We start from the raw sequence: 22,734 nt of genomic DNA on the forward strand, positions 1-22,734 counted from the left end.
AACCGGAATGCCGATATCAGCTTCGTAAATCCATAAGTCGGGCTACGTACTTGCCCACTACATCAAATTCCAGGTTCACTACGGTGCCCTCTTTATAGGTATGGAATCGGGTGTGTTCATACGTATAGGGAATAATGGCCACGCTAAAGCTGTCTTTTTTGGAATCCACCACGGTAAGACTTACCCCATCCACGGTTATGGAGCCCTTTTCAATGGTAATGTTGTTTAGCTTAGGGTCGTATTGAAAGGTGAAGAACCAACTTCCATCTTTTTGGTCAATGGACGCGCAAACCGCAGTCTGGTCTACATGGCCCTGCACAATATGCCCATCCAATCGCGCACCCAAAAGCATGGCGCGTTCCAAATTTACAATGTCTCCCACTTTTAAAGTGCCCAAACTGCTCTTGTCCAAGGTCTCTTCAATGGCGGTCACAGTGTACGAGTCATCTTGAATGGCCACCACCGTAAGGCATACCCCGTTGTGGGAAACGCTTTGATCTATTTTCAATTCCTGGGTGATGCTGGATGAAACGGTAATGTGTAGATTTCCATCTTCTTTTTCGAGCTTTTCAACTTTCCCCAAAGTCTCTATAATACCTGTGAACATGAATGTTATTAATTGACTAGCTTTGTAGTGCAAAAGTAGCTATATCAGTATTGATTCTATGAAAGAAACGCAAAAAATAAAGCTCGGGATTTCCATTGGGGACCTTAACGGCATTGGGTGTGAAGTGGCCCTAAAGACTTTTGAAGATGCCAGAATGTTGGACTTCTGTACCCCTGTCATTTTTGCATCGAACAAGACCATCTCCCAGCAAAAATCGGATTTGGGAATCGATATTACCTTTAATGGGGTGAGGGATGCCGCCCAAGCTTTGGATGGCAAGATCAATATTGTAAACGTGTGGAAGGAAGTTCCGAACATCGAATATGGAAAAGCTACGGAAGAAGGTGGAAAATATGCCATTAAATCGCTCAGGGCTGCCGTTGATGCCTTGAAGGAAGGGAAGATTGATGTGCTGGTAACGGCACCCATCAATAAAAACAACGTACAGGCCGACGATTTCAAATTTCCGGGCCACACGGACTTTTTGGCGCAAGAACTCAAAGGGGAAAGCCTGATGTTCATGGTGGCCGATACGCTTCGGGTAGGATTGTTGACCGACCACATCGCCGTAAAGGATGTGGCACAAGCCATTACCCCTAAATTGATTCGCAACAAAGTGGCCATCATGGAAAAGTCGCTCAAAATGGACTTTGGCATCCGCAGGCCCAAAATAGCTTTGCTCGGCATCAATCCGCACAGCGGGGACCATGGAACTATAGGTGAAGAGGACGACAAGATCCTAAGACCCGTGATACAGGAACTGTTCAACAAGGGAACGTTGGTCTATGGACCCTATTCTGCGGATAGTTTCTTTGGATCCAATACCCACACCAATTTTGATGCGATTTTGGCGGCCTACCACGATCAAGGACTTATTCCGTTCAAAACCCTTTCCTTTGGAAAAGGGGTCAATTATACCGCTGGGTTGGAGCGAATCCGTACCTCACCGGACCATGGAACGGCCTACGAAATTGCCGGAAAGGGACAGGCCGATGAGAGCTCCTTTAAAGAAGCTGTTTTCATGGCAATTAAAGTCTTTAGGAACCGTTCAGAGTATATGGAACTGACTCAAAATCCATTGCAAAAGCAAAAGACAAAGAGAGCCAGCTAAAAAGTTGTTCTTGGATTTGATATTTGTTAGCTTTGGAATTGCAGTTTTGCAAATAAGTAGTATCTTTGCACCCGCCTTTACGGGCTGGTACACAAACCCTAAGTGTAGAAACGATGAAGCTGAAGGAGTTTTTTATCCCTTTTTCAGGATTGAAGTTGGGAAAACATGAATTTGTGTACAAGATTGACAATTCGTTCTTTGAATCTTTTGAATACCAAGAGTTTAACGGAGCTGACCTTCTTGTCACCGCCATATTGGAAAAAATGAACAATATGATGGAACTGGAAATCAAGGCAAAGGGAACGGTAAATGTGGACTGTGATCTAACGGGGGAACCCTTTGATCAACCCATTGGTTCAGATTTGCATCTTGTAGTAAAATTTGGGGATGAATATAATGACGAGGACGATGAAATCTTGATCATTCCCCATGGAGAGCACCAGTTCAACATTGCACAGTATATCTATGAGATGTTGGTGCTGGCCGTTCCGCAAAAGCGGGTACACCCAGGTGTGGTAGATGGAACGTTAAAGTCGGATATCTTGGAAAAGCTGGAAGAATTACAGCCAAAAGAGAACAAAAGAGAATCAGAAAAGACAGATCCCAGATGGGACGATTTAAAAAAGTTACTAACGGACAAATAGGTTTATAATGGCACATCCTAAAAGAAAAACATCAAAGACCAGAAGGGACAAAAGAAGAACCCACTACAAAGCTGTGGCCCCTACCATTGCCAAGGATTCGGCAACTGGAGAAATGCACCTGTACCACAGGGCACATTGGCATGAGGGTAAATTGTATTACAGAGGCCAAGTATTAATTGACAATACCGAAGAAGAAACTGCGGCCTAACCGCAACCTTCTCATAATAAACCAACTCCCGTTAAGCAACAACGGGAGTTTTTTTATGGGCAGATGTTATAATTTAAAAACGAACTGCTTTTGACCAAAAAGTCATATAAAATGACTAATTTTCACCGCTTTTGGGTCAAATTTCAATGTTTTTGACAATAAAAGAGACGCTAAAATGAAGAAAACAACAGCGGCAATCACAGCTGTGGGAGGATATGTTCCAGATTTCGTTCTGTCCAACAAAGTGCTGGAAACCATGGTAGACACCAACGATGAATGGATTACCACCAGAACGGGAATCAAAGAGCGGAGAATCTTAAAAAAGGAGAACGCCGGAACGTCGTATTTGGCCATAAAAGCTGCCGAAGATTTGATACAGAAAAGTGGTGTTGACCCATCTGAAATTGACTTTGTGCTGGTGGCTACGGCCACTCCCGATCTTCCGGTTGCATCAACTGCGGCATATGTAGCCTCAGAAATTGGAGCGGTAAACGCTTTTGCCTATGACCTACAAGCGGCATGTTCCAGTTTCTTGTATGGAATGTCAACCGCGGCTAGCTATATTGAATCTGGAAGATATAAGAAAGTCTTGGTGATCGGAGCCGATAAAATGTCATCGATCATTGATTATACCGATCGTACCACCTGCATCATTTTTGGTGATGGTGCCGGAGCGGTACTTTTTGAGCCCAATGAAGAAGGTTTGGGATTACAGGACGAGTATTTGCGATCCGATGGGGTAGGACGACAGTTTTTAAAGATTGATGCTGGAGGTTCCATTCTACCTGCTTCCGAAGAAACCGTGAAGAACAAACAACATTATGTATATCAGGACGGTAAGTCAGTTTTTAAATTTGCCGTTTCCAATATGGCCGATGTCTCCGCACTGATCATGGAACGGAACAACCTTAGCCATGAAGATGTACACTGGTTGGTACCACACCAGGCCAACAAACGTATTATTGATGCAACCGCCAACCGAATGGGCGTGGAACCCGAAAAGGTGATGATCAATATAGATCGGTACGGAAACACAACATCCGCCACATTGCCCTTATTGTTGTTTGATTATGAAAAACAATTGAAGAAAGGGGACAATTTAATTTTTGCCGCCTTTGGCGGAGGGTTTACATGGGGATCCATTTACTTAAAATGGGCCTATAATTCAAAATAGCACAGAACCAACAAAATCATATTCCATGGACATTAAGGAAATTCAAAGTTTGATCAAGTTTGTCGCCAAATCGGGCGCCAGCGAGGTGAAATTGGAGATGGAAGACCTCAAGATCACGATTCGAACGGTCAGCAGCAGTTCAAGCTCGCCAGAAACAACCATTGTACAGCAAATACCTGTTCCCCAGGCCCAGTCTGCTCCTCCAGCGGCCCAAGCACCTGCCGCCCAAGCACCCGAAACGAACAAGGCAGACTCTGGATCAAAATCGGATGACTCTAAGTACATCACTATAAAATCACCTATTATTGGAACATTCTACAGAAAACCTTCACCGGACAAACCACCATTTGTTGAGGTAGGCACAACCGTTAGCCAAGGCGATGTTCTCTGTGTGATCGAAGCCATGAAGCTGTTCAACGACATTGAATCTGAAGTTTCTGGAAAAATAGTGAAGGTTTTGGTTGAAGATTCTTCTCCAGTTGAATTTGACCAACCTTTGTTTTTGGTAGACCCATCATAGATAATTTTAAATGCTAAATTTTAGGTGACTAATTGCTAGTTGTTTAAAACCATTTAAAGTTTAGAACCCAGAATTTAAAATTGAATTCTATGTTTAAAAAGATATTAATTGCAAATAGGGGTGAGATTGCGCTTCGTATTATCCGCACCTGCAAGGAAATGGGCATAAAAACCGTGGCCGTATACTCCAAGGCCGATGAGGAAAGCCTTCATGTGCGTTTTGCGGATGAGGCTGTTTGTATTGGCCCTCCACCAAGCCACGAATCCTATTTAAAGATACCCAACATTATTGCTGCGGCAGAGATTACCAATGCTGATGCCATTCACCCAGGATATGGATTTCTTTCAGAAAATGCCAAATTCTCCAAGATTTGTGCGGAGCACGACATTAAATTCATAGGAGCTTCGGGCGAGCAGATAGAAAAGATGGGCGACAAGGCAACTGCCAAGGAAACCATGAAAAAAGCAGGAGTTCCCACTGTTCCCGGTTCCGATGGTTTGTTGAAAGATGTTGCCCACGCCAAGAAGGATGCCAAAAAAATGGGTTATCCCGTTATGATCAAGGCCACAGCCGGAGGTGGTGGAAAAGGCATGCGCGCCATTTGGTCCGAAGACGAAATGGAAAAGAACTTTGAAAGCGCTGTCAAAGAGGCCACCGCTGCATTTGGGAATGGTGGAATGTACATGGAAAAGCTCATTGAAGAGCCAAGACATATTGAAATACAAGTGGTTGGGGATCAATATGGAAAAGCGTGCCACTTATCGGAAAGAGACTGCTCCATACAGCGTAGACACCAAAAATTGACAGAAGAGACTCCATCTCCGTTTATGACGGATTCCCTTCGGGAAGAGATGGGCAAGGCAGCGGTAAAAGCTGCGGAATATATTAAGTATGAAGGAGCAGGAACTGTGGAGTTTTTGGTGGACAAACACCGAAACTTCTACTTCATGGAGATGAACACCCGTATTCAGGTGGAGCACCCCATTACCGAACAGGTTGTGGACTATGATTTGATTCGGGAGCAGATTTTGGTAGCTGGTGGTGTGCCTATTTCAGGAAAAAATTACTATCCAAAGTTGCACTCCATTGAATGCCGAATCAATGCGGAAGATCCGTATAACGATTTTAGACCTTCACCGGGAAAAATCACCACGCTGCACACGCCGGGAGGCCATGGGATTCGCTTGGACACGCATGTGTATAGTGGATACATGATTCCGCCGAACTATGACTCCATGATCGCCAAGTTGATCACCACGGCCCAAACCAGGGAAGAGGCCATCAACAAAATGCGAAGGGCTTTGGACGAGTTTGTGATAGAGGGCGTGAAAACCACCATTCCGTTCCACAGACAATTAATGGATCACCCCGATTATTTGGCTGGAAATTACACCACCAAATTCATGGAAGGGTTTAAAATGGATCCTAAATATCAAGATTAACTACAAGTGTCAGGCTGAGCGCAGTCGAAGCCTTTTTTGACGGCTCGTGTCCCATTTAGTTCTCGACTGCGCCTGTCTGCCGACAAAGGCAGGCGAACTGACATTTGGACAATCTGGCGCTATGGAGCTAAGCTATTGGGAATATAAGACCTGGCTGTCCCAAGTGGACTTTACCGTGATTGGAAGTGGCTTGGTGGGGCTCAATTGTGCCCTTCGGTTAAAGGAAAAGTATCCCACAAGCAAGATTTTGGTCTTGGAAAAAGGAAGTCTTCCCCAAGGAGCTAGTACCAAAAATGCTGGATTTGCCTGTTTTGGAAGTATTTCTGAACTCGTTTCCGACCTTAATTCCCATTCTGAGGAGGAAGTGGTCCAATTGGTTCAAAAAAGATATAAAGGAATCCAATTGTTGCGAAAGCTTTTGGGAGATAAAGCCATCGGTTTTGAACAACACGGAGGTCATGAGCTGTTTTTAAAAGACCGCCCTGAATTGTTTGAGAGCTGTATGAACCAGATAGATGTCCTAAACGAAGTATTACATCCTGTTTTTGGCGATGCACCATTCAAAAAAACCAAAAATATTTTTGGTTTTGGGAAGATTCAAGGGCAATACATCACACATAAATTTGAAGGGCAGTTGGACACGGGCAAGATGATGAAAGCTTTGCTCCAAAAATGCCATGATGCCCAAATCCCCATTTTAAACGGCATAGAAGTCAAGAATATTCAAGATGAAGGTGAAAAAGCCTTAATTGTCACCGAAGATTTTGAGTTTGAATCCAAAAAAGTGTTTGTTGCCACGAATGGGTTTGCCTCAACATTGTTGAGGTCGGAAACCGTGAAGCCTGCCAGGGCCCAGGTGTTGGTCACCCAACCCATCAAAAACCTGAACATAAAAGGGACTTTTCATTTTGATGAGGGGTACTATTATTTCAGGAATATTGATGACCGTATTTTGTTTGGTGGAGGTCGTAACCTTGACCTTAAAACCGAGGAAACCATGGAATTTGGGGAGACAGAGGTCATTCAAAATTCCCTTGAAAAATTGCTGGCCGAAGTAATTTTACCCCATCAAAAGGTTGAAATAGACCGAAGATGGAGCGGTATTATGGGTGTCGGCGGCCAAAAATCGCCCATAGTCAAACCAATTTCCAATTCTATTTATTGCGGTGTCCGTCTTGGCGGAATGGGGGTTGCCCTGGGAAGTTTGGTGGGCAAAGAACTTGCCGATTTGGCTAAATAAACTCAAGCTCAAGTTCAAGAACAAAGAGGCAAGACAAAAGAACCAAGACACCAGACTTTGGACTAAGTTATTGATTTACTGCCGACTGCGTACTGCAAACTGACTCCTGACCTTGGGCATCAAGCACCAAATTCCAAACTCCAAATTCCAAAACTTCGGACTTCGGACAAGTTTAAACTCAAACATCAATTGCAAGAACAAAGAGAAGAGAAACAAGAGCAAAGACCAATAACCGAATCATCCAACAACCTGAAACTTGAAACCAAGAACGGACATCCGACTTCGGGCATCAAGCACCAAATTCCAAATTCCAAAACTTCGGACTTCGGACAAGTTTAAACTCAGGCATCAAGTTCAAGAACAAAGAGGCAAGACAAAAGAACCAAGACACCAGACTTTGGACTAAGTTATTGATTTACTGCCGACTGCGTACTGCAAACTGACACCCGACTCCCGGCTTCGGACTTCCAATAATCTTTTGACACGAATTTCACCAATGCCACAAATGGTTAATCAAGTCTAGTTTCTTGATTCTATAAGCGAAGCGGTCTTGTTTCTTTGGTTATAGATGCAAAGCATAGGGGGAGATTTAACGGTCAAACCATTCTCCCGTCCAACAAATTGATGATTCGTGAGCCATATTCCGCATTTTTTTCAGAATGTGTGACCTGTATGATCGTAACCCCCTCGTCATTCAGTTCCTTGAACAATTCCATGATTTCTTCCCCTTGTTTGGAATTCAAATTTCCGGTGGGCTCATCGGCCAAAATAAGTTTGGGATTGGAAATCAAGGCGCGGGCAACACCTACCAATTGTTGTTGTCCACCACTGAGTTGGGCCGGGAAAAGGTCTTTTTTGCCCACAATGTTGAACCGATCCAGCATATCGGCCACCTTGGCCTTTCGTTCAGGACCCTTTATTTTTTTATAGAGCAAGGGCATTTCCAGGTTTTCCTTTACCGTAAGCTCATCCAGCAAGTGGTAGGATTGGAACACAAAACCGATGTATTCCTTATAAAGGTTGGCCCTGTTCTTTTCCTTGAGCGAATGTACCGGCTCGTCCAAAAATTGATATTCGCCTTCATCAAACGTGTCCAACATACCAATAACATTCAGCAAAGTTGATTTACCGGAGCCGGAAGGCCCCATTACAGAGATAAACTCCCCTTCTTCCACTTCAAGATTGATGTCCTTCAAAAGAAAAACACGTTGGCCAGCTGAGTTGACCCATTTAAAAATGTTGTTGAGTTGTAGTAGCATATTTCTTAATTATTCAGTCCGCAAACTTTTCACGGGATTGGCCCTAGCTGCCCTGATGGCCTGAAAACTTACGGTGACTACGGTAATCAACAAAGCCCCGATCATGGCCAAGGCAAAAACCCACCATTTTAGAATGACCCTGTAGGGATATTCCTGTAGCCAGCCGTTCATCACATAGTAGGCAATGGGCACAGCGATAAAACATGAAATGATGATCAATTTTAAAAAGTCCTTGGAGAGCATGTTCCAAACATTGAATATCGTAGCACCGAGCACTTTTCGGACACCAATTTCCTTGGTACGCTGTTCGGCCACAAAGGAGGTTAGGCCAAAAAGTCCCAAACAACTGATCAATATGGCCAAGGCGGTAAAAATGCCAGACAGCGTTCCTATTCGTTCCTCAGCCGCAAATTTTTCGCCATACTCCTCATCAACAAAATCATACTGGAACGGAATATCGGGGAAGTGTTCCTTAAAGACTCGTTCAACAATGGCCAAATTTTGACTGGCACTTTGTTTTGGGTTTAACCGAAGGTTATAGTAGTAAGGTTCACCGTATTTATCAAAAGCATAAACACCCTGTTTAACAGGTTTGTAGGGAGACTGGGTAATCATGTCCTCTACTACACCAATAACGGTAAGGGGTTCATCTGGATTTTCTTTATTTGTATCCCTGAGAATCATGCCCACAGGATTTTTGAGTCCCAAGTATTTTACTGCGGTCTCATTGAGGAGAATAGCATTGGAATCTGAAGGAAACTCTCTGGAAAAATCCCTTCCTGCCACAATTTTGAGGTTGAGGGATTTTGCATACTCTGGGGAGACCTCTGTCCATGCAAAATCTTCCTGAAAACCCTCGGGTTTGCCTTCCCATGTCCAACCACTTCTGTTGGACCAAATACTTGTAGTGGGGCTACTGGAGGAAGACATTTCCACAACAGCTCCAGAATTCAGGAATTCGTTGCGCATCAAGTCATATTTCCCATAAAACTCTGGGCTCATGGTAGGTACCTGAACCAAACCTTCCTTGTCATACCCAACAGGACGGTTTTTGGCATGATTGATTTGCTGCATTACAATGACGGTACCTATAATAAAAGCCACGGAAACCGTAAACTGGAGCACCACCAATATCTTTCGCGCCAAACCGGAATGTTTCCCGGTCTGAAAGGTGCCCTTCAATACATCAACAGGCCTGAAGGAAGACAGGTACAGCGCAGGGTAACTGCCTGCCAAAAGCGCTGTAACTATTATAAAGAGGATTGAAACGCCCCAAAAATCAAGTCTTCCCCAAGGGAAATCCATTTCCTTTCGGGCCAATTCATTGAAGCCGTTCAATGATAAAACCACCATTAAAATAGCAATGACAAATGCAAAAAGAACCACCAAGAAAGATTCTCCCAAAAACTGGTTGATCAACTGTCCTCTTTGTGAACCGATTGATTTTCTGATTCCCACTTCCTTGGCCCTTTTCTCAGAGCGGGCGGTGCTAAGGTTCATAAAGTTGATGCACGCCAAAAGCAACACAAAAATGCCGATTACCCCAAAAAGCCATACATATTTTATTCTTCCGCCAACTTGTTTTCCGTTTTCAAAACGACTGCGCAAGTACCAATCCTTCATGGGCAACAAAAAGAGCTGTGGGTTGAATTCTGCGGTATCCTCGTTCAAATTCTTTTTTACATCTTTTAGGGTTGATGTAACACGTTCCATGGTGGTGTTGTCGGCAATTTGAACGAACATTTGAAAGGAGTTGTTGCCCCAATTGTCCTCTGCATTTTGTACCCATTCCGAATTGGAAACATACTGTTCCCAAGGCATGATGTACGTTACTTCGTTGAAGGAAGTGTTGAAGGGGATGTCTTCATAGACAGCTGTCACCATCATATCAAACTCCCCATTAATTTTTATTGCCTTTCCGATAGGGTCCTCATCACCGAACAGCGCCTTGGCGGTTGACAAGGACAGCATAATGGAGTTGATTTCACGGAGGCCGTCTTTTTCACCTTTAAGGATTTTTAGATCGAACATTTCAGGTGCCTCCCGCTGCATAAAGTTGCCTGTTCTGGAGATGTTGATATCCTTATATTTTAAATAATGGGAGTTGGTCCAAGAAGACATCACCAAGTATTCAAAATTGTCCATGTAACCATCACGAAATGCCTTTTCCAAGGGTCGGGGCAGGGCAGGACCGGTTCCAGTTTCGCCATTAAAGGTCTGTGACTGGTACACTTGGGCAATTTTGTCCTTGTTTGTGAAATAACCATTATGGGACAATTCGTCACTGATCCATAACCCAATAATTAAGGCTACGGCCATACCAAGGGCCAATCCACCCACATTAATTATGGTATAGGCCTTGTTCTTGGTGAGGTTTCTCCAGGCTATTTTTAAATAATTCTTTATCATGATGGTTTGTTTTTGATGTGATTTATTCGGTTCGAAGACTTTTTACAGGATTTACCACAGCGGCCTTTATACTTTGGTAGCCTACGGTCAATATGGCCACACTTACGGCTAAAATTGCGGCCAGCACAAACACCCACCAGCCTATTTCAATGCGGTATGAAAAGTCTTCCAACCATTTGTTCATGGCAAACCAACCAATGGGCATTGAAATAAGAATGGCAACGCCCACCATTTTTAGGAAATCGGTGGTTAGCCTAAAAGTGATTTGGCCCACGGTGGCCCCTAAGACTTTACGCACGCCAATTTCTTTGGTGCGCTTTTGTGCATTGAAAGCGGCGAGACCGAAGAGTCCCAAACACGCGATCAAGATTGAAAGTATGGTGAACACCAGAAAGATTTTCCCCAAACGTTGTTCGGCCTCATAGGTAGTATTGAAGGAATCGTCCATAAAACGATAGGAAAAAGGTTGTCCAGGGGCAAACTTGTTCCAAAGGCCTTCAATGCCTGCCAAAGTGGAAGAAAAGTTTCCCGGATTCATTTTTACGGCCAGCATACCAGAGGTCCTCCCCAAAAACAGTCCTAATGCCCCAATGTTTTCACGTAACGATTCATAATGAAAATTTTTGACCACGCCAATTATGGTGTTGAATTCGGGGTTTTCCATTTCCGAATCCTGAGAGACCCGCATGCCCAAGGCTTCCTCAGGTCCGACACCAAGAACCTTTAGCGTAGCCTCATTCACAATCACAGCCAAAGAGTCCGTTGGAAAATCCATATTGAAGTTGCGCCCAGCCACCAAATCCATATTCATTGTAGGGATATAGTCTTCATCAACATCCCAGGTTTGCATCTGAAGGGCATCTTCCTGGTTTCTGGACCCTTCTGGAAAAAACGAACTGTTGGAGCGTGAAGAAGGGGTTGGGAAGAAATAGCTCAATGTGGCACTTTCCACTTGGCTGAGTTTAAGAATCTCGTCTTTAAAACTTTGGGTTTGATCTCCTACGGCAAAAATATCGTCAACAAGCACTATCTGGTCTTTGGTAAACCCAAGATCTTTGTTCTGTATAAATTGTAATTGTTGATAAACGACTATTGTGCCCACGATCAGAAAAACAGAAATGGCAAATTGGAATACCACCAGCGCATTTCTGATATTGCCTCCACCAACATCTCCTTGAGAACCTCCTTTAAGGGTTTTTACAGGCATGAATCGGGACAAAAAGAAAGCAGGATAACTGCCTGAAAACAGACCGAGCAATAACGTTCCCAGAAACAGGGTTCCCCAGAAAAAAGGACTGGAATAGGGCAAGGAAATGGATTTTCCTGCAAGGTCATTGAAAAAGGGGAGTACTGATATGACTATGAGCAATGCCACCAACAAGGATATGAATGAAATCAACCCCGACTCAATGAGAAATTGTCGGACAAGGTCTAATTTTTTGGAGCCCAACGTCTTTCTGACCCCTACTTCTTTTGCCCTTTTCAGGGATTGTGCCGTGGAAAGGTTCATAAAGTTGACACTGGCCAAGACAATCAAGAACAAACCAATAAAAGATAAGATGTACACATTTTGGATGCTGCTGTTGGCACTCATTTCTGCATCGCGATGGGAATACAGATGTATGTCCGTTAGGGGTTTTGTATAGAAGTTCACATAGTTGCCCGATGCAATGAAGGATTCCTTGGTCATGCCCGGAAAATATTGCTGCGCCCATGGAAATATATAGTTGTCCACAATGCCGTTCAATGGCTCCTGAAACTCTTCGACATTGGCAGAGGGAATCAACTTGATGAAAGTGAAATAGTTGTTGCTGCCCCAATTTGGATCGTGGGAATCGGCATAACCGGACATTGCCATAAAAACAGAATGTTCCCTTAAAAATGAATTTTTGGGCAAGTCGTCTATGACCCCGGTTACGGTGTAGGTGTCGGTATTGTTCAACAACATGCTCTGGCCCAAAGCGTTTTGTACGCCAAAATGTTTTTCAGCAGCGGTTTTGGTAAGCACCAAGGTGTTGGGTTCGTTGAGAGCGGTCCTTTTGTCCCCCACCAGAAGATTGATTCCAAAAAAATCGAAGAAAGTGGAATCCACAAAGGTTACCCGAAGTTCCTTGGTATTGGTCTCTGTATTACTTTTTCGTAACAGCAGACTCCCCCGATCCCTGAACCGTACCGTTGATTCTATTTGCGGAAAATCCCTTTGCATGGTTGCGGCCATGGGAGCTGCTGCTTCCGCAGCTTTCATTTCGGCACCGCCAAACTTAATATCACTGTCAACTCTGTAGATGCGTTCGGCGTCGGCAAACATTTTGTCATAGCTCAATTCATCATAGATGAACAAAGCGATCAATATTCCTCCAGCAATACCTATGGCAAGTCCAAAGGTGTTGAGGAACGTAAAAAAAGGTTGGCTTTTTAAACTCCTCCAGGCTATTTTGATGTTGTTCTTGAACATTTTAGTGTGTTTTTCTTATTTGATTATTCTGTTCTAAGGCTTTTGACCGGATTGGCCACGGCAGCCCGAACACTTTGGTAACCCACAGAGAGGATAGAGATGATAAGGGCTAAAAACGATGCCAATACAAAGACGCTCCAACCAATATTGATACGATAGGTGAAATCTTCAAGCCAATATTCCATGGCATACCATCCTAACGGTAACGAAACCAATATGGCAATGCCGACAAGCTTTAAAAAATCAAGGGTAAGCGCATATGTGATCTGGGCCACACCCGCACCCAATACTTTTCTGATGCCAATCTCCTTGGTTTTCTTTTCAGCATTGAAAATGGCCAGACCAAACAGGCCCAAACAAGCAATAAGGATGGAAAGAATGGTAAAAATGATAAAAATTCGCCCTAAACGCTGCTCGGCTTGGTAAGAGTCATTGAAGGAATCCTCCATGAAATAATAGTTGAAGGGTTCTCCCGGAACAAGGTCGTTCCAGATGCGTTCAATACTGGAGACGGCATTTGAAAAATTTCCCGCCTTGACTTTAACGGCCATGGACCTTGCCCCATCTTGCAAATGGAGACTAAGGGCTTCTATGTTCTCCCGTAGCGAATCGAAATGGAAATCCTTGACCACACCTATGATGGTAAAGAACTCGGCATTTTCCACGGCCATGTCAGGAGTGTAGCGTTTGCTGATGGCCTCCTTTGGAGAAAGCCCCATAATGGCAACTGCAGATTCGTTTACAATGATGCTGGTTGAATCTGAACCAAACAGAGGGTCAAAGTTTCTTCCTGCCAACAATTCAAGACCCAAGGTCTGGATATAATCATGGTCCACTCCCCATCGCTGCATACTCACCGCATTTTCCTGCTCAGTGGCACCATCTTCAGGGGCAAAGGTGCTATCGCTCCGGTCAGAAGGGGTTGGCAAAAAGCTGCTTAAACTGGCATTCTCAACAAAGGCCAACTGTTTTACTTTTTCCTTGAATGTTTCTATTCCGTTGCCCGCCGTGTATACATCATCTACGATGAGAACCTGGTCTTTGGAGTACCCTAAATTTTTGCTTTGTATATAATTGAGTTGTTGGTAGACAACTATGGTGCTTATGATAAGAAAGATGGAAATGATAAACTGAAAAACAACCAAAGCGTTCCTGATTTTTCCTCCACCCACACTGGTCTCACCCGACCCTTTGAGAACCTTTATGGGCATGAACCTGGACATAAAGAATGCGGGGTAGCTTCCCGAAAGAAACGCCAATGCCATTGTGGATGCCAGAACAACCAACCAAAAGCCCCAACTCAAATAGGGAATGGTGATATCCTTGTTGGATAAGTCGTTGAAGAAAGGCATTGCCACACATGCTATACCAATGGCCAAGATCAAGGATATGAATGATACCACCCCGGACTCCATCATAAACTGTCGGACAAGTTCCCCTTTTTTAGACCCCAAAGCTTTTCTTACCCCAACCTCTTTGGCCCTTTTTAGCGAATAGGCCGTAGAAAGATTCATAAAGTTGACACTGGCCAAAACAATAAGGAAAAGGGCAATAAAAGAAAGAATGTAAATGCTTTGGATATCATTGTTGGGACTTATTTCAGCAACACGATGGGAGTGCAAATGAATATCTGTCATGGGGATAGTGCTGTAAACAACATAGTTGCCGGCGGCAATCAATTGTTCTTCGGTAATTCCCGGCAAAAACTGCTGTACCCCGGGAATCATATATTTTCCCAAGAAACCGCGCAATTGGACCTGCATATCCTCTGCTTTGGCAGATGGAATGAGTTTGATGTAGGTCTGGTAGTTATTGCTGCCCCAATTGACAATTTGAGCATCTCCGAATCCTGTCATTGAAAGGAATATGGAGTGGTTCCTTAAAAATGAATTGCTGGGAAAATCAGGGATTACCCCCACAACGGTATAGTTTTCTGTATTATTCAAAACAACAGTCTGTCCTACGGCATCCTCAATACCAAAGTGTTTTTTGGCTGCGGTTTCAGTTAAAATTAAGGTGTTGGGGCGTGTCAGTGCTGTTTTTGGATCACCAGCAAGAAGAGGTATGCCAAACATGTCAAGAAAAGAAGGGTCAACATAAGTAGATCCCTCTTCTTTTACGTTGGCGCGGGCGTCCGATTTGCGAATTAGCATACTGCCCCGGGTCCTGAACCGCGTGACCATTTCAACTTCGTCAAAGTCATTTTTTATGCTTTCTGCCATAGGAGCCGGCGTTACGGCAAAATTTCGGGCCTCACCGCCAAATTTTATATCAACATTGACCCTATGGATACGGTCTGCATCGGAAAACATTTTGTCATAGCTCAATTCATCGTAGATATAAAGACAGATTAAAAGTGCCCCGGCCATACCCACAGCGAGTCCGAAAGTGTTGAGAAAGGTAAAAAAGGGCTGCTTTTTTAAATTTCGCCAAGCGATTTTTATATTGTTCTTGAACATGATGATGGTTTTTTGATTGAGATTGATGAATAAACTCCTAGATCATGGCTTTCATGGGTTTGTTCTGGCTTTCGGTAACAATTTGACCATCAAATAGGTTGATGACCCTGTGTGCATAATGCGAATCGCGATCGGAGTGCGTTACCATAACAATGGTGGTGCCCTCTTGGTTGAGTTCCGTCAAGAGGTTCATGACCTCAATCCCATTTTTGGAATCCAGGTTACCCGTTGGCTCATCCGCCAAGATCAGTTTTGGGTTGGTCACTACGGCCCGGGCAATGGCGACCCGTTGTTGTTGTCCTCCCGAAAGTTGTTGGGGAAAGTGTTTTGAACGGTGTGCAATTTTCATGCGCTCCAGGACGGTGTTCACTTTTTCCCTGCGTTCCGATTTGCTCATTTTTAAATAGATCAGTGGGAGTTCCACATTTTCAAAAACGGTAAGTTCGTCAATGAGGTTAAAACTTTGAAAGACAAAACCCAAATTGCCTTTTCGCAGTTGGGTTCGTTGACTTTCCTTAAGGCCTTCCACCCTATGGCCTGCAAACTCATAACTTCCCTCAGTAGGGTTGTCCAACATCCCAATAATATTGAGTAAGGTCGATTTTCCACATCCGGATGGTCCCATGATGGCCACAAACTCACCCTCGGCCACTTTCAGGTTTACGCCGTTGAGCGCCAGGGTTTCCACTTCTTCGGTTCGGAAGCTTTTCTTTAGATTCTGTATCTGTATCATTTTCTAATGGTTGTTTTAGCTGTTAGTATATAGACTTAACAAATTCCTGTACTGTTACGTTTCTTTATTATTTTAACACAATTCGTTCTGCTGTGCCAAAGCTGTCATAGTTGCTTGTAATTACTTTTTCCCCGGGTTGGAGACCCTCTAGGACCTCATAGTATCTTGAGTTTTGCTTGCCTAAACGCACATTGCGTTTTAGGGCCTCATCCCCGCTTGGATTCACCACAAAGACCCATTGTCCGCCGGTACTTTGGAAAAAGCCGCCTTTGGGCAGTAATAATGCATCACTGGATTCTCCCAATTGTAACCGAATGTTGTAACTCTGTCCGGCTCGTATGGTCTCTGGTCTTTCATCGGTAAAAACAAGATCTACCTTAAAGCGACCATTCCTGACTTCGGGGTATACTTTTCGCAACCGAAGGTTGTATTCTTTCTCATTCCGCTCCAAGATGGCCGAAAGGTCCCGTTTGACACGATCAATGTAGTGCTCGTCAATCTCGGCCTCAATTTTAAAATCGGTAAGTACGTTGATTTGCCCAATACGTTCCCCTTGGGAGATGCTTTGTCCGATCTCAGCATCCAAAAATCCCAATTGTCCATCTGCGGGTGCACGTACATTTAGGTGGTCCAAACGCTCATAGACCATGGAGAGGGTTTTTTGCATACGCTCCAGGTCTGCATCGAGCCCGGTAAGTGAAGTCTTGCGCAACTCATCATCCTGCTCGGTTTGTAGCTTTACGATTTCATATTGTTTCTTGGCCAGCTCATAATTTTCTTGGGAAAGGAGGTAAGTCTCTTTGGAAATCAATTCGTCCTTGTACAGTTCTTGGTTCTGCTCATAGTTTCGCTTCAACCGTTGCAGATCATATTCAGCCGTGGCCAAGTTTCTTCTTCCTTCAACCTGTCTGGAATCAAAAGTGAGTTTTGTGGACCGGAGATCGTTCTGCTTCAAGGCCAGATTACTTTCACTGGCCAAAATCTGTTCGTAGAGTGCCATGTTCTCCAGCTTCAGGATGATGTCACCCTTCTTTACCATGGAGCCTTCCTCAATCAATTTTTCCGCGACCCGACCCCCTTCATAGGCATCCATATAAATGGTTGCAATAGGTGCCACATTGCCATTTATGGTAATGTAATCATCAAACTTGCCAGCACTTACCTTTGTTATGGAAAGACGCTCCTTTTCTGTTCTGTAAGTAGATACCGAATTGGCAAAAAGGAGTTTCCAGCCCAAGAACAACAGCAAAACGCCCAAAGCAATGTAGCCGTAATGTTTTGGTTTAAGTCCTTTCTTTTTTTCTAATTGTATATCCATGGTATTGTTTAGTTGATATTAAAAATGGGCAAGCCACTGTAAAAATCTATGGTGCTCTTGTTCACTCTCAATCGGAGGCCTACCTGTAAATTTTCGTTTTGTGCCACCCCAAACAAATTCTTGGCCTGAAAAAGGTCCAAAGCATTTATAAGGCCTTTTTCATAGCGTTTTTGGGCGATGGTAAAGGCCAATTGCTGGGCTTGTACCCTTTTGTTGCTCTGTTCCAATTCTACAATCAATGCTTCATGGGTCTGTACCAGTTGCTGTATGGTTTGGAAGAGTTCCTGCTCTTGGATCTCCAGATTGTTCTTGGCTTGGAGGTAGGCAATTTTTTGTTGCTTTACCCTGGAGTGGTTGGCCCACCCATTGCTGATGGGAATGCTCAGCTCGGCCCCAAAAAATTTTGAGGTATTGTCCTTGAACTGCGTTCTAAAAGGAATGATATTTCCATCATCGTCAACATTCGTCTCAAAATAACTGGTTCCATATCCGGCCACTAAAGCCAATGAAGGCAATAGACCGCCACGAATGGCCTGCAATTGTTTTTTGGCCGCATTGACCCGATACTCCTGCGACTTTACCAAAGGCACAAAGCCTCTGGCGGTCTTGTATAGTGAATCCACCGAAACACCTTCAATGGCTTCTTCGGGAAGCGTTTCCAAGCTTTCTTGGAGTACAATGTCATCTACTTCGGTAAGATTCATTTCTTGGAGAAGGACCAACTTGGCATTGGCAAGCAGGTTTTGGTTTTGCGTCACCAAAAGTTTGTCGCCCAATAGATTGGATTCGGCTTCGTACAGATCGGCGCCTGCCATTAGGCCCAGCTCCACCTGTTTGTTCGCCAAATCATAATTGGCCTGTGATATTTCGAGTTGTTCCAGTGAGTTGGCCACAAGGCCTTCATAAAACTTAATGTCGTAAAAGGCACCCATCACCCGAAAGGCCAACAAAAACTTTTCCTGTAAGATATCTTCTTGGGTAGCTTTATAGATAAACTTGGAGGCCTTGATCGCATTCAATTTTTGGAAACCACGGAAAAGATCCAAATTCGCGTTCAGGGAATAGTTGTTGCTGAAAAACTCTGTGTTTACATAATCGTTGGTGTTGGGATCCGCAGATCTACCGTACCGAATCCGATAATCCGTATACCCATTTACCGAGGGCAATAGGTCCCGGACCGACTGCCGATAACTTTCCTTGCTGGAATCTTTGTTATAGGTCGTGTTCTTTATCTGAAGGTTGTGTTCTATGGCGTAGGCCACGCACTCATCCAAAGTCCATGTCTCCTGTGAAAATACCAGGACAGGGATAAAAAATAGTGCGACGGAAATGTGTGTTTTGAGGTTCATAGTCTATTCCTGTGCCAATCATAGTGGCTATTCTTGTGCCAAAATCATAGTTCAATGATAATCAGAACATTAAAAATGAATTGACGGCATAAACAAAGAGAAGGTGTAAAATTTTTGTACAAAAAATGTCCAATTATTTTACACTTTAAACAATTGTATCGCCCCAATTCGTAGTTTTAGGAGAAATATCAAGTGCAGCAAAATGATAGACGCCAAGATTTTGGTCATAGATGATAATAAAAGCGTATTGAGTGCTTTGGAGATTTTATTGCAGTTTGAATACAAAAGTGTTCAAAGCCTGTTCAATCCCAATCAGATTTCTTCTTTTCCCAATATGCAAGACATTGATATTGTGCTGTTGGACATGAATTTTTCCGCTGGGGTGAACACGGGCAACGAAGGCTTGTATTGGCTCAATGAGATCAAAAAGAAATCGCCCCACACCTCGGTGATCATGATGACCGCCTACGGCGCAGTGGATTTGGCGGTGACCGCCCTAAAGCAAGGTGCCACGGATTTTGTGCTGAAACCTTGGAACAATGAACGGCTGATGACCACGGTTCGTTCGGCCTATGAACTGCGAAAGTCCAAACAGGAAATCCATAACCTTAAGAAAAAGGAGAGCAACCTGAAGCAGGTCATTAATGAGGACAAGAACTTTATCATTGGCCAATCCAAAGCGTTGACCTCGGTGCTGAACTTGGTGGGCAAGGTGGCAAAGACCGATGTTAATGTCCTGATTACCGGTGAAAATGGAACCGGGAAAGAACTCATTGCCCGCGAATTGCACCGTTTGTCTTCCCGAAAAAACGAGGTGTTCATCAATGTGGACATGGGCTCCATTGCCGAAAATCTGTTTGAAAGCGAACTTTTCGGTCATGTCAAGGGTTCCTTCACCGATGCCAAGGAAGACCGTGCCGGAAAGTTTGAGGCCGCCCATCAAGGCACCTTGTTTTTGGACGAAATTGGAAACCTTTCCCTTCAAATGCAGGCCAAACTACTATCTTCCATCCAAAATAGATCTGTGGTCCGCGTGGGATCCAACAAGCCCGTGAAGGTCGATATTCGATTGATCTGCGCCACCAACTGCAATCTGGAACAGATGGTGGTGGACGGACTGTTCCGCGAGGATCTTCTGTATCGCATCAACACCATCAATATAGAAGTGCCCCCTTTACGAGAACGGGATGACGATATTTTGGTGTTGGCCGATTTCTTTCTGAAACGATTTGCCCATAAGTATGATAAAGCTGGATTGCGAATCAATAATTTGGCCCAGGAAAAATTAATGGAATACCCATGGCCCGGAAATGTTCGGGAACTACAGCACACCATGGAACGGGCCGTGATCCTCTCCGACGGCAACGTGCTAAAACCTTCTGATTTTTTGCTGCATGCCAAGCCCATGCAGTCTATTGATGAAGGGCCAATGACACTTGATGAAATGGAACAACAGATGATTTTCCGTGCCTTGGATCAAAATGATGGAAACTACAGCGCTGCTGCCGACCAATTGGGAATTTCCCGTCAGACGCTCTACAATAAGTTGAAGAAAAAGAACGAATAATGGCCAGCCGACACTTTTATATTCAGCTTATCATCCGTGTACTTTTGATCACGTTGACCGCCGTGGCCTTTCCTTTTGCTTTGGCCGAGAAGTGGCATTTAATGTTGGTTTTAACCCTGGTACTTTTGGTCTCCCAGGTGTATTCACTCATAGTGTTCATCAATAGGACCAATCGGAAGATTGCCTATTTTTTTGATGCCATCCGGAATGAGGATTTTACCCTCCGGTTCCCGGAACGGATTTCCATAAAATCGTTCAAGGAGCTCAACCAAAGTCTAAATCGTGTCAATGGGCTTATCCAAGAAATGCACCTTCAATTGCAGATCAGGGAGCAATATTATCAGGAAATTTTAAAGCAGGCCAGCATTGGCATCATGACCTACAATGAAAAAGGGCACATTTTGTTTTCCAACCCAACGCTTGAGAAATTATTGGATTATAGCCCGTTGAACCATATTAAACAATTGAGTCAAGTAGATGAAAACCTCTATAAAATTTTTGAATCGTTTGAACCTTTTGAGCGAAAACTTTTTCAGCTGTCCAATGAGCGGGAGCAAACCCAACTGGCCATCAAATCCACACCATTGACCTTGGATGGAAAATCACTTTTGATGGTCGTAGTGCAGGATATTCACAAAGAGTTGGACGAGAAGGAAACAGAGTCGTGGGTTCGATTGATCAGGGTTCTTACACATGAGATCATGAACACCATAACCCCGATTGCTTCCATATCGGACTCCATCATCAAATATTATAGAAAAAATGGAAAAATCACTCCAATGGAAGAATTGGAGGAAAGTCAGATAAAAAATACGCTGAAAGGATTGGAGGTCATCAAAGAACAAGGTGGGGACCTTATGGACTTTGTACAATCCTATCGAAGTTTGTTGCATGTTCCAGAACCGAACAAAACCATAGTAAGCGCAAAGAATCTTTTGGAAAAAATCGATGTTTTAATGTCGGCCCGATTGCATGATGGGCAAACAGAATTTCAGGTAGAATGTCACCCCGAGGATTTGGAATTGTTCATTGATGAAAAACTGATCAGTCAAGTACTGATCAATTTGGGCAAAAATGCACTACAGGCCGTTGCTTCTGTAGAAAAGGGCAGGGTGCTCATGGTGGCGGGGATTGAGAACAACGGCAAAAAATATATCGATATTCGGGACAACGGACCTGGAATTCCGCCAGATGTGATCGATGAGATTTTTGTGCCCTTTTTCACCACCAAAAGTGAGGGCACCGGAATTGGGCTCAGCCTTTCCAAGCGGGTGATGCAGTTGCACGGAGGGGGTATTCAAGTTCATTCCGTGCCCAACCGCGAAACTGTTTTTAGGCTTACTTTCGCATAATTTTGTACAGCAATGGAAAGGAAAAAAGAACTTTTACAGTTTTGCTGGGATTATATGGACCAAAGAACAGCACGTTTGCAGCGCAGCGGGGCTTCGCTTCAGGAATCCTTGGATTCCGAGACCAAGAGCAGTGCAGGGGACAAACACGAAACAGGGCGCGCCATGGTACAGTTGGAACAGGAAAAACTGGCACAGCAACTTCAGGAGTTGAACAGGACCAAAGCGGTTCTCCAAAAAATCGATATTGGGAAAAAGTCCGATAAAATTCGGTTGGGGAGTTTGGTGAGAACAAGTTTGGCCCACTATTTCATTGCTATTTCCGCAGGAGTCTTTAAACAGGATGGAAGTCTTATTTATTGCATTTCTTCCGGGTCGCCCATTGCACAATTACTTTTTGGAAAGGAAGTTGGGGACACTTTTGTTTTTAATGGAAGCTCCCATTCGGTTTTGGAGGTGGTTTAGAATTCATTCTATTTGATGCGGATTATCGTCCGCGCTTTTTTCAGATATATCACGTTTCTTTGGTTAAAGCAACCTAAATCTTTAACCATGAAAAATATCGATACGGCTTTTTTGAAAAGTTTGGAGCTTTTGATGAAAGAACATTACCAAACCTTGCAACCAAAAAAAGGAGGTTCTGGTGTGGAGTATTTTCACGTTAAAGGCCACCAAGACCTGCTATTTCATATTGAAGCCATGATCAATGTCTGCGTTTTGGCCTTGGGAAATCCCAATATGGAAGAACACAAAAACATTAGGGAGCCTCATGTACACGTCCAGACCGTTTTGGAGGTGGCAGCCCAGCTTATTCCTTTTGAGGAAGCTGAGCTTTTGGACCAAATGCGGGAACTTATTTGGAAGATTGAGGATGAACAAGAGGGATAAAC

At 43.9% G+C, this 22,734-nt stretch carries 20 protein-coding genes; 12 read left to right on the plus strand and 8 right to left on the minus strand.

Annotation, left to right across the window (positions count from 1 at the left end; translation table 11 throughout):
• Positions 1-16: 16 nt before the first annotated feature.
• Positions 17-607: a riboflavin synthase gene (locus A7D14_RS04540; protein WP_067030613.1), complete on the minus strand. Its 591-nt coding sequence runs from the start codon at positions 605-607 to the stop codon at positions 17-19.
• A gap of 58 nt (positions 608-665) precedes the next feature.
• Between A7D14_RS04540 and pdxA the strand changes: the two genes are divergently transcribed.
• From pdxA to A7D14_RS19970, 8 genes are all read left to right on the plus strand, one after another.
• A complete protein-coding gene (gene pdxA / locus A7D14_RS04545; protein WP_067030616.1) occupies positions 666-1,718 on the plus strand; it encodes a 4-hydroxythreonine-4-phosphate dehydrogenase PdxA in 1,053 nt (350 codons plus the stop codon).
• Positions 1,719-1,831: 113 nt separating this feature from the next.
• The gene (locus A7D14_RS04550) at positions 1,832-2,362 is read left to right on the plus strand and encodes a YceD family protein (RefSeq protein ID WP_067030620.1); all 531 of its coding nucleotides are present in this window, start codon (positions 1,832-1,834) and stop codon (positions 2,360-2,362) included.
• A gap of 7 nt (positions 2,363-2,369) precedes the next feature.
• The gene (gene rpmF, locus A7D14_RS04555) at positions 2,370-2,570 is read left to right on the plus strand and encodes a 50S ribosomal protein L32 (protein ID WP_067030623.1); all 201 of its coding nucleotides are present in this window, start codon (positions 2,370-2,372) and stop codon (positions 2,568-2,570) included.
• Positions 2,571-2,745: 175 nt separating this feature from the next.
• Positions 2,746-3,744, plus strand: coding sequence for a beta-ketoacyl-ACP synthase III (locus A7D14_RS04560; protein ID WP_067030626.1), 999 nt, complete (start codon positions 2,746-2,748; stop codon positions 3,742-3,744).
• A 25-nt stretch (positions 3,745-3,769) separates the two neighbouring features.
• The gene (gene accB, locus A7D14_RS04565) at positions 3,770-4,264 is read left to right on the plus strand and encodes an acetyl-CoA carboxylase biotin carboxyl carrier protein (RefSeq protein ID WP_067030629.1); all 495 of its coding nucleotides are present in this window, start codon (positions 3,770-3,772) and stop codon (positions 4,262-4,264) included.
• Between the two features lie 89 nt (positions 4,265-4,353).
• Positions 4,354-5,706 carry an acetyl-CoA carboxylase biotin carboxylase subunit gene (gene accC / locus A7D14_RS04570; protein ID WP_067030632.1) on the plus strand — a complete coding sequence of 451 codons (1,353 nt, stop codon included), beginning with the start codon at positions 4,354-4,356 and terminating at the stop codon, positions 5,704-5,706.
• A gap of 121 nt (positions 5,707-5,827) precedes the next feature.
• Complete coding sequence (locus A7D14_RS04575) at positions 5,828-6,946, plus strand: NAD(P)/FAD-dependent oxidoreductase (RefSeq protein WP_067030635.1); 1,119 nt, start codon at positions 5,828-5,830, stop codon at positions 6,944-6,946.
• Between the two features lie 189 nt (positions 6,947-7,135).
• A complete protein-coding gene (locus A7D14_RS19970) occupies positions 7,136-7,285 on the plus strand; it encodes a hypothetical protein (RefSeq protein WP_176712361.1) in 150 nt (49 codons plus the stop codon).
• A 257-nt stretch (positions 7,286-7,542) separates the two neighbouring features.
• Here the strand turns inward: A7D14_RS19970 and A7D14_RS04580 are convergent, their stop codons facing one another.
• From A7D14_RS04580 to A7D14_RS04610, 7 genes are all read right to left on the minus strand, one after another.
• Positions 7,543-8,205: an ABC transporter ATP-binding protein gene (locus A7D14_RS04580; RefSeq protein WP_067030637.1), complete on the minus strand. Its 663-nt coding sequence runs from the start codon at positions 8,203-8,205 to the stop codon at positions 7,543-7,545.
• A gap of 9 nt (positions 8,206-8,214) precedes the next feature.
• On the minus strand, positions 8,215-10,614 hold the full coding sequence (locus A7D14_RS04585; protein WP_067030640.1) for an ABC transporter permease: 2,400 nt from the start codon (positions 10,612-10,614) through the stop codon (positions 8,215-8,217).
• A 22-nt stretch (positions 10,615-10,636) separates the two neighbouring features.
• The gene (locus A7D14_RS04590; RefSeq protein WP_067030642.1) at positions 10,637-13,069 is read right to left on the minus strand and encodes an ABC transporter permease; all 2,433 of its coding nucleotides are present in this window, start codon (positions 13,067-13,069) and stop codon (positions 10,637-10,639) included.
• A 23-nt stretch (positions 13,070-13,092) separates the two neighbouring features.
• The gene (locus A7D14_RS04595) at positions 13,093-15,528 is read right to left on the minus strand and encodes an ABC transporter permease (protein WP_067030645.1); all 2,436 of its coding nucleotides are present in this window, start codon (positions 15,526-15,528) and stop codon (positions 13,093-13,095) included.
• Between the two features lie 37 nt (positions 15,529-15,565).
• Complete coding sequence (locus tag A7D14_RS04600) at positions 15,566-16,261, minus strand: ABC transporter ATP-binding protein (protein WP_067030648.1); 696 nt, start codon at positions 16,259-16,261, stop codon at positions 15,566-15,568.
• 67 nt (positions 16,262-16,328) lie between these two features.
• Positions 16,329-17,579, minus strand: a complete 1,251-nt coding sequence (locus A7D14_RS04605) for an efflux RND transporter periplasmic adaptor subunit (RefSeq protein ID WP_067030651.1) — start codon at positions 17,577-17,579, stop codon at positions 16,329-16,331.
• An 8-nt stretch (positions 17,580-17,587) separates the two neighbouring features.
• Positions 17,588-18,928 (minus strand): TolC family protein, encoded by a 1,341-nt coding sequence (locus A7D14_RS04610; RefSeq protein WP_067030653.1) that lies wholly within the window; start codon positions 18,926-18,928, stop codon positions 17,588-17,590.
• A gap of 202 nt (positions 18,929-19,130) precedes the next feature.
• On the opposite strand from A7D14_RS04610, the gene A7D14_RS04615 reads away from it, so the two are divergent.
• The 4 genes from A7D14_RS04615 (at position 19,131) to A7D14_RS04630 (ending at position 22,732) form a co-directional block, all read left to right on the plus strand.
• The gene (locus A7D14_RS04615; protein ID WP_067030656.1) at positions 19,131-20,495 is read left to right on the plus strand and encodes a sigma-54-dependent transcriptional regulator; all 1,365 of its coding nucleotides are present in this window, start codon (positions 19,131-19,133) and stop codon (positions 20,493-20,495) included.
• The gene (locus A7D14_RS04620; RefSeq protein WP_067030659.1) at positions 20,495-21,847 is read left to right on the plus strand and encodes a sensor histidine kinase; all 1,353 of its coding nucleotides are present in this window, start codon (positions 20,495-20,497) and stop codon (positions 21,845-21,847) included. Before A7D14_RS04615 ends, A7D14_RS04620 begins: the two co-directional genes overlap by 1 nt.
• A 12-nt stretch (positions 21,848-21,859) precedes the next feature.
• A complete protein-coding gene (locus A7D14_RS04625) occupies positions 21,860-22,309 on the plus strand; it encodes a 3-oxoacyl-ACP synthase (protein WP_067030662.1) in 450 nt (149 codons plus the stop codon).
• Between the two features lie 87 nt (positions 22,310-22,396).
• Positions 22,397-22,732, plus strand: coding sequence for a hypothetical protein (locus tag A7D14_RS04630; protein ID WP_067030665.1), 336 nt, complete (start codon positions 22,397-22,399; stop codon positions 22,730-22,732).
• Positions 22,733-22,734: the final 2 nt, after the last annotated feature.

It is taken from the genome of Allomuricauda sp. CP2A (genome assembly GCF_001683915.1).
Taxonomy (GTDB): Bacteria; Bacteroidota; Bacteroidia; order Flavobacteriales; family Flavobacteriaceae; genus Flagellimonas.

Coding starts and splice junctions, on each gene's coding strand:
- A7D14_RS04540 (WP_067030613.1), bottom strand. CDS start 607: ATGTTCACAGGTATTATAGAGACTTTGGGGAAAGTTGAAAAGCTCGAA.
- pdxA (WP_067030616.1), top strand. CDS start 666: ATGAAAGAAACGCAAAAAATAAAGCTCGGGATTTCCATTGGGGACCTT.
- A7D14_RS04550 (WP_067030620.1), top strand. CDS start 1,832: ATGAAGCTGAAGGAGTTTTTTATCCCTTTTTCAGGATTGAAGTTGGGA.
- rpmF (WP_067030623.1), top strand. CDS start 2,370: ATGGCACATCCTAAAAGAAAAACATCAAAGACCAGAAGGGACAAAAGA.
- A7D14_RS04560 (WP_067030626.1), top strand. CDS start 2,746: ATGAAGAAAACAACAGCGGCAATCACAGCTGTGGGAGGATATGTTCCA.
- accB (WP_067030629.1), top strand. CDS start 3,770: ATGGACATTAAGGAAATTCAAAGTTTGATCAAGTTTGTCGCCAAATCG.
- accC (WP_067030632.1), top strand. CDS start 4,354: ATGTTTAAAAAGATATTAATTGCAAATAGGGGTGAGATTGCGCTTCGT.
- A7D14_RS04575 (WP_067030635.1), top strand. CDS start 5,828: ATGGAGCTAAGCTATTGGGAATATAAGACCTGGCTGTCCCAAGTGGAC.
- A7D14_RS04580 (WP_067030637.1), bottom strand. CDS start 8,205: ATGCTACTACAACTCAACAACATTTTTAAATGGGTCAACTCAGCTGGC.
- A7D14_RS04585 (WP_067030640.1), bottom strand. CDS start 10,614: ATGATAAAGAATTATTTAAAAATAGCCTGGAGAAACCTCACCAAGAAC.
- A7D14_RS04590 (WP_067030642.1), bottom strand. CDS start 13,069: ATGTTCAAGAACAACATCAAAATAGCCTGGAGGAGTTTAAAAAGCCAA.
- A7D14_RS04595 (WP_067030645.1), bottom strand. CDS start 15,528: ATGTTCAAGAACAATATAAAAATCGCTTGGCGAAATTTAAAAAAGCAG.
- A7D14_RS04600 (WP_067030648.1), bottom strand. CDS start 16,261: ATGATACAGATACAGAATCTAAAGAAAAGCTTCCGAACCGAAGAAGTG.
- A7D14_RS04605 (WP_067030651.1), bottom strand. CDS start 17,579: ATGGATATACAATTAGAAAAAAAGAAAGGACTTAAACCAAAACATTAC.
- A7D14_RS04610 (WP_067030653.1), bottom strand. CDS start 18,928: ATGAACCTCAAAACACACATTTCCGTCGCACTATTTTTTATCCCTGTC.
- A7D14_RS04615 (WP_067030656.1), top strand. CDS start 19,131: ATGATAGACGCCAAGATTTTGGTCATAGATGATAATAAAAGCGTATTG.
- A7D14_RS04620 (WP_067030659.1), top strand. CDS start 20,495: ATGGCCAGCCGACACTTTTATATTCAGCTTATCATCCGTGTACTTTTG.
- A7D14_RS04625 (WP_067030662.1), top strand. CDS start 21,860: ATGGAAAGGAAAAAAGAACTTTTACAGTTTTGCTGGGATTATATGGAC.
- A7D14_RS04630 (WP_067030665.1), top strand. CDS start 22,397: ATGAAAAATATCGATACGGCTTTTTTGAAAAGTTTGGAGCTTTTGATG.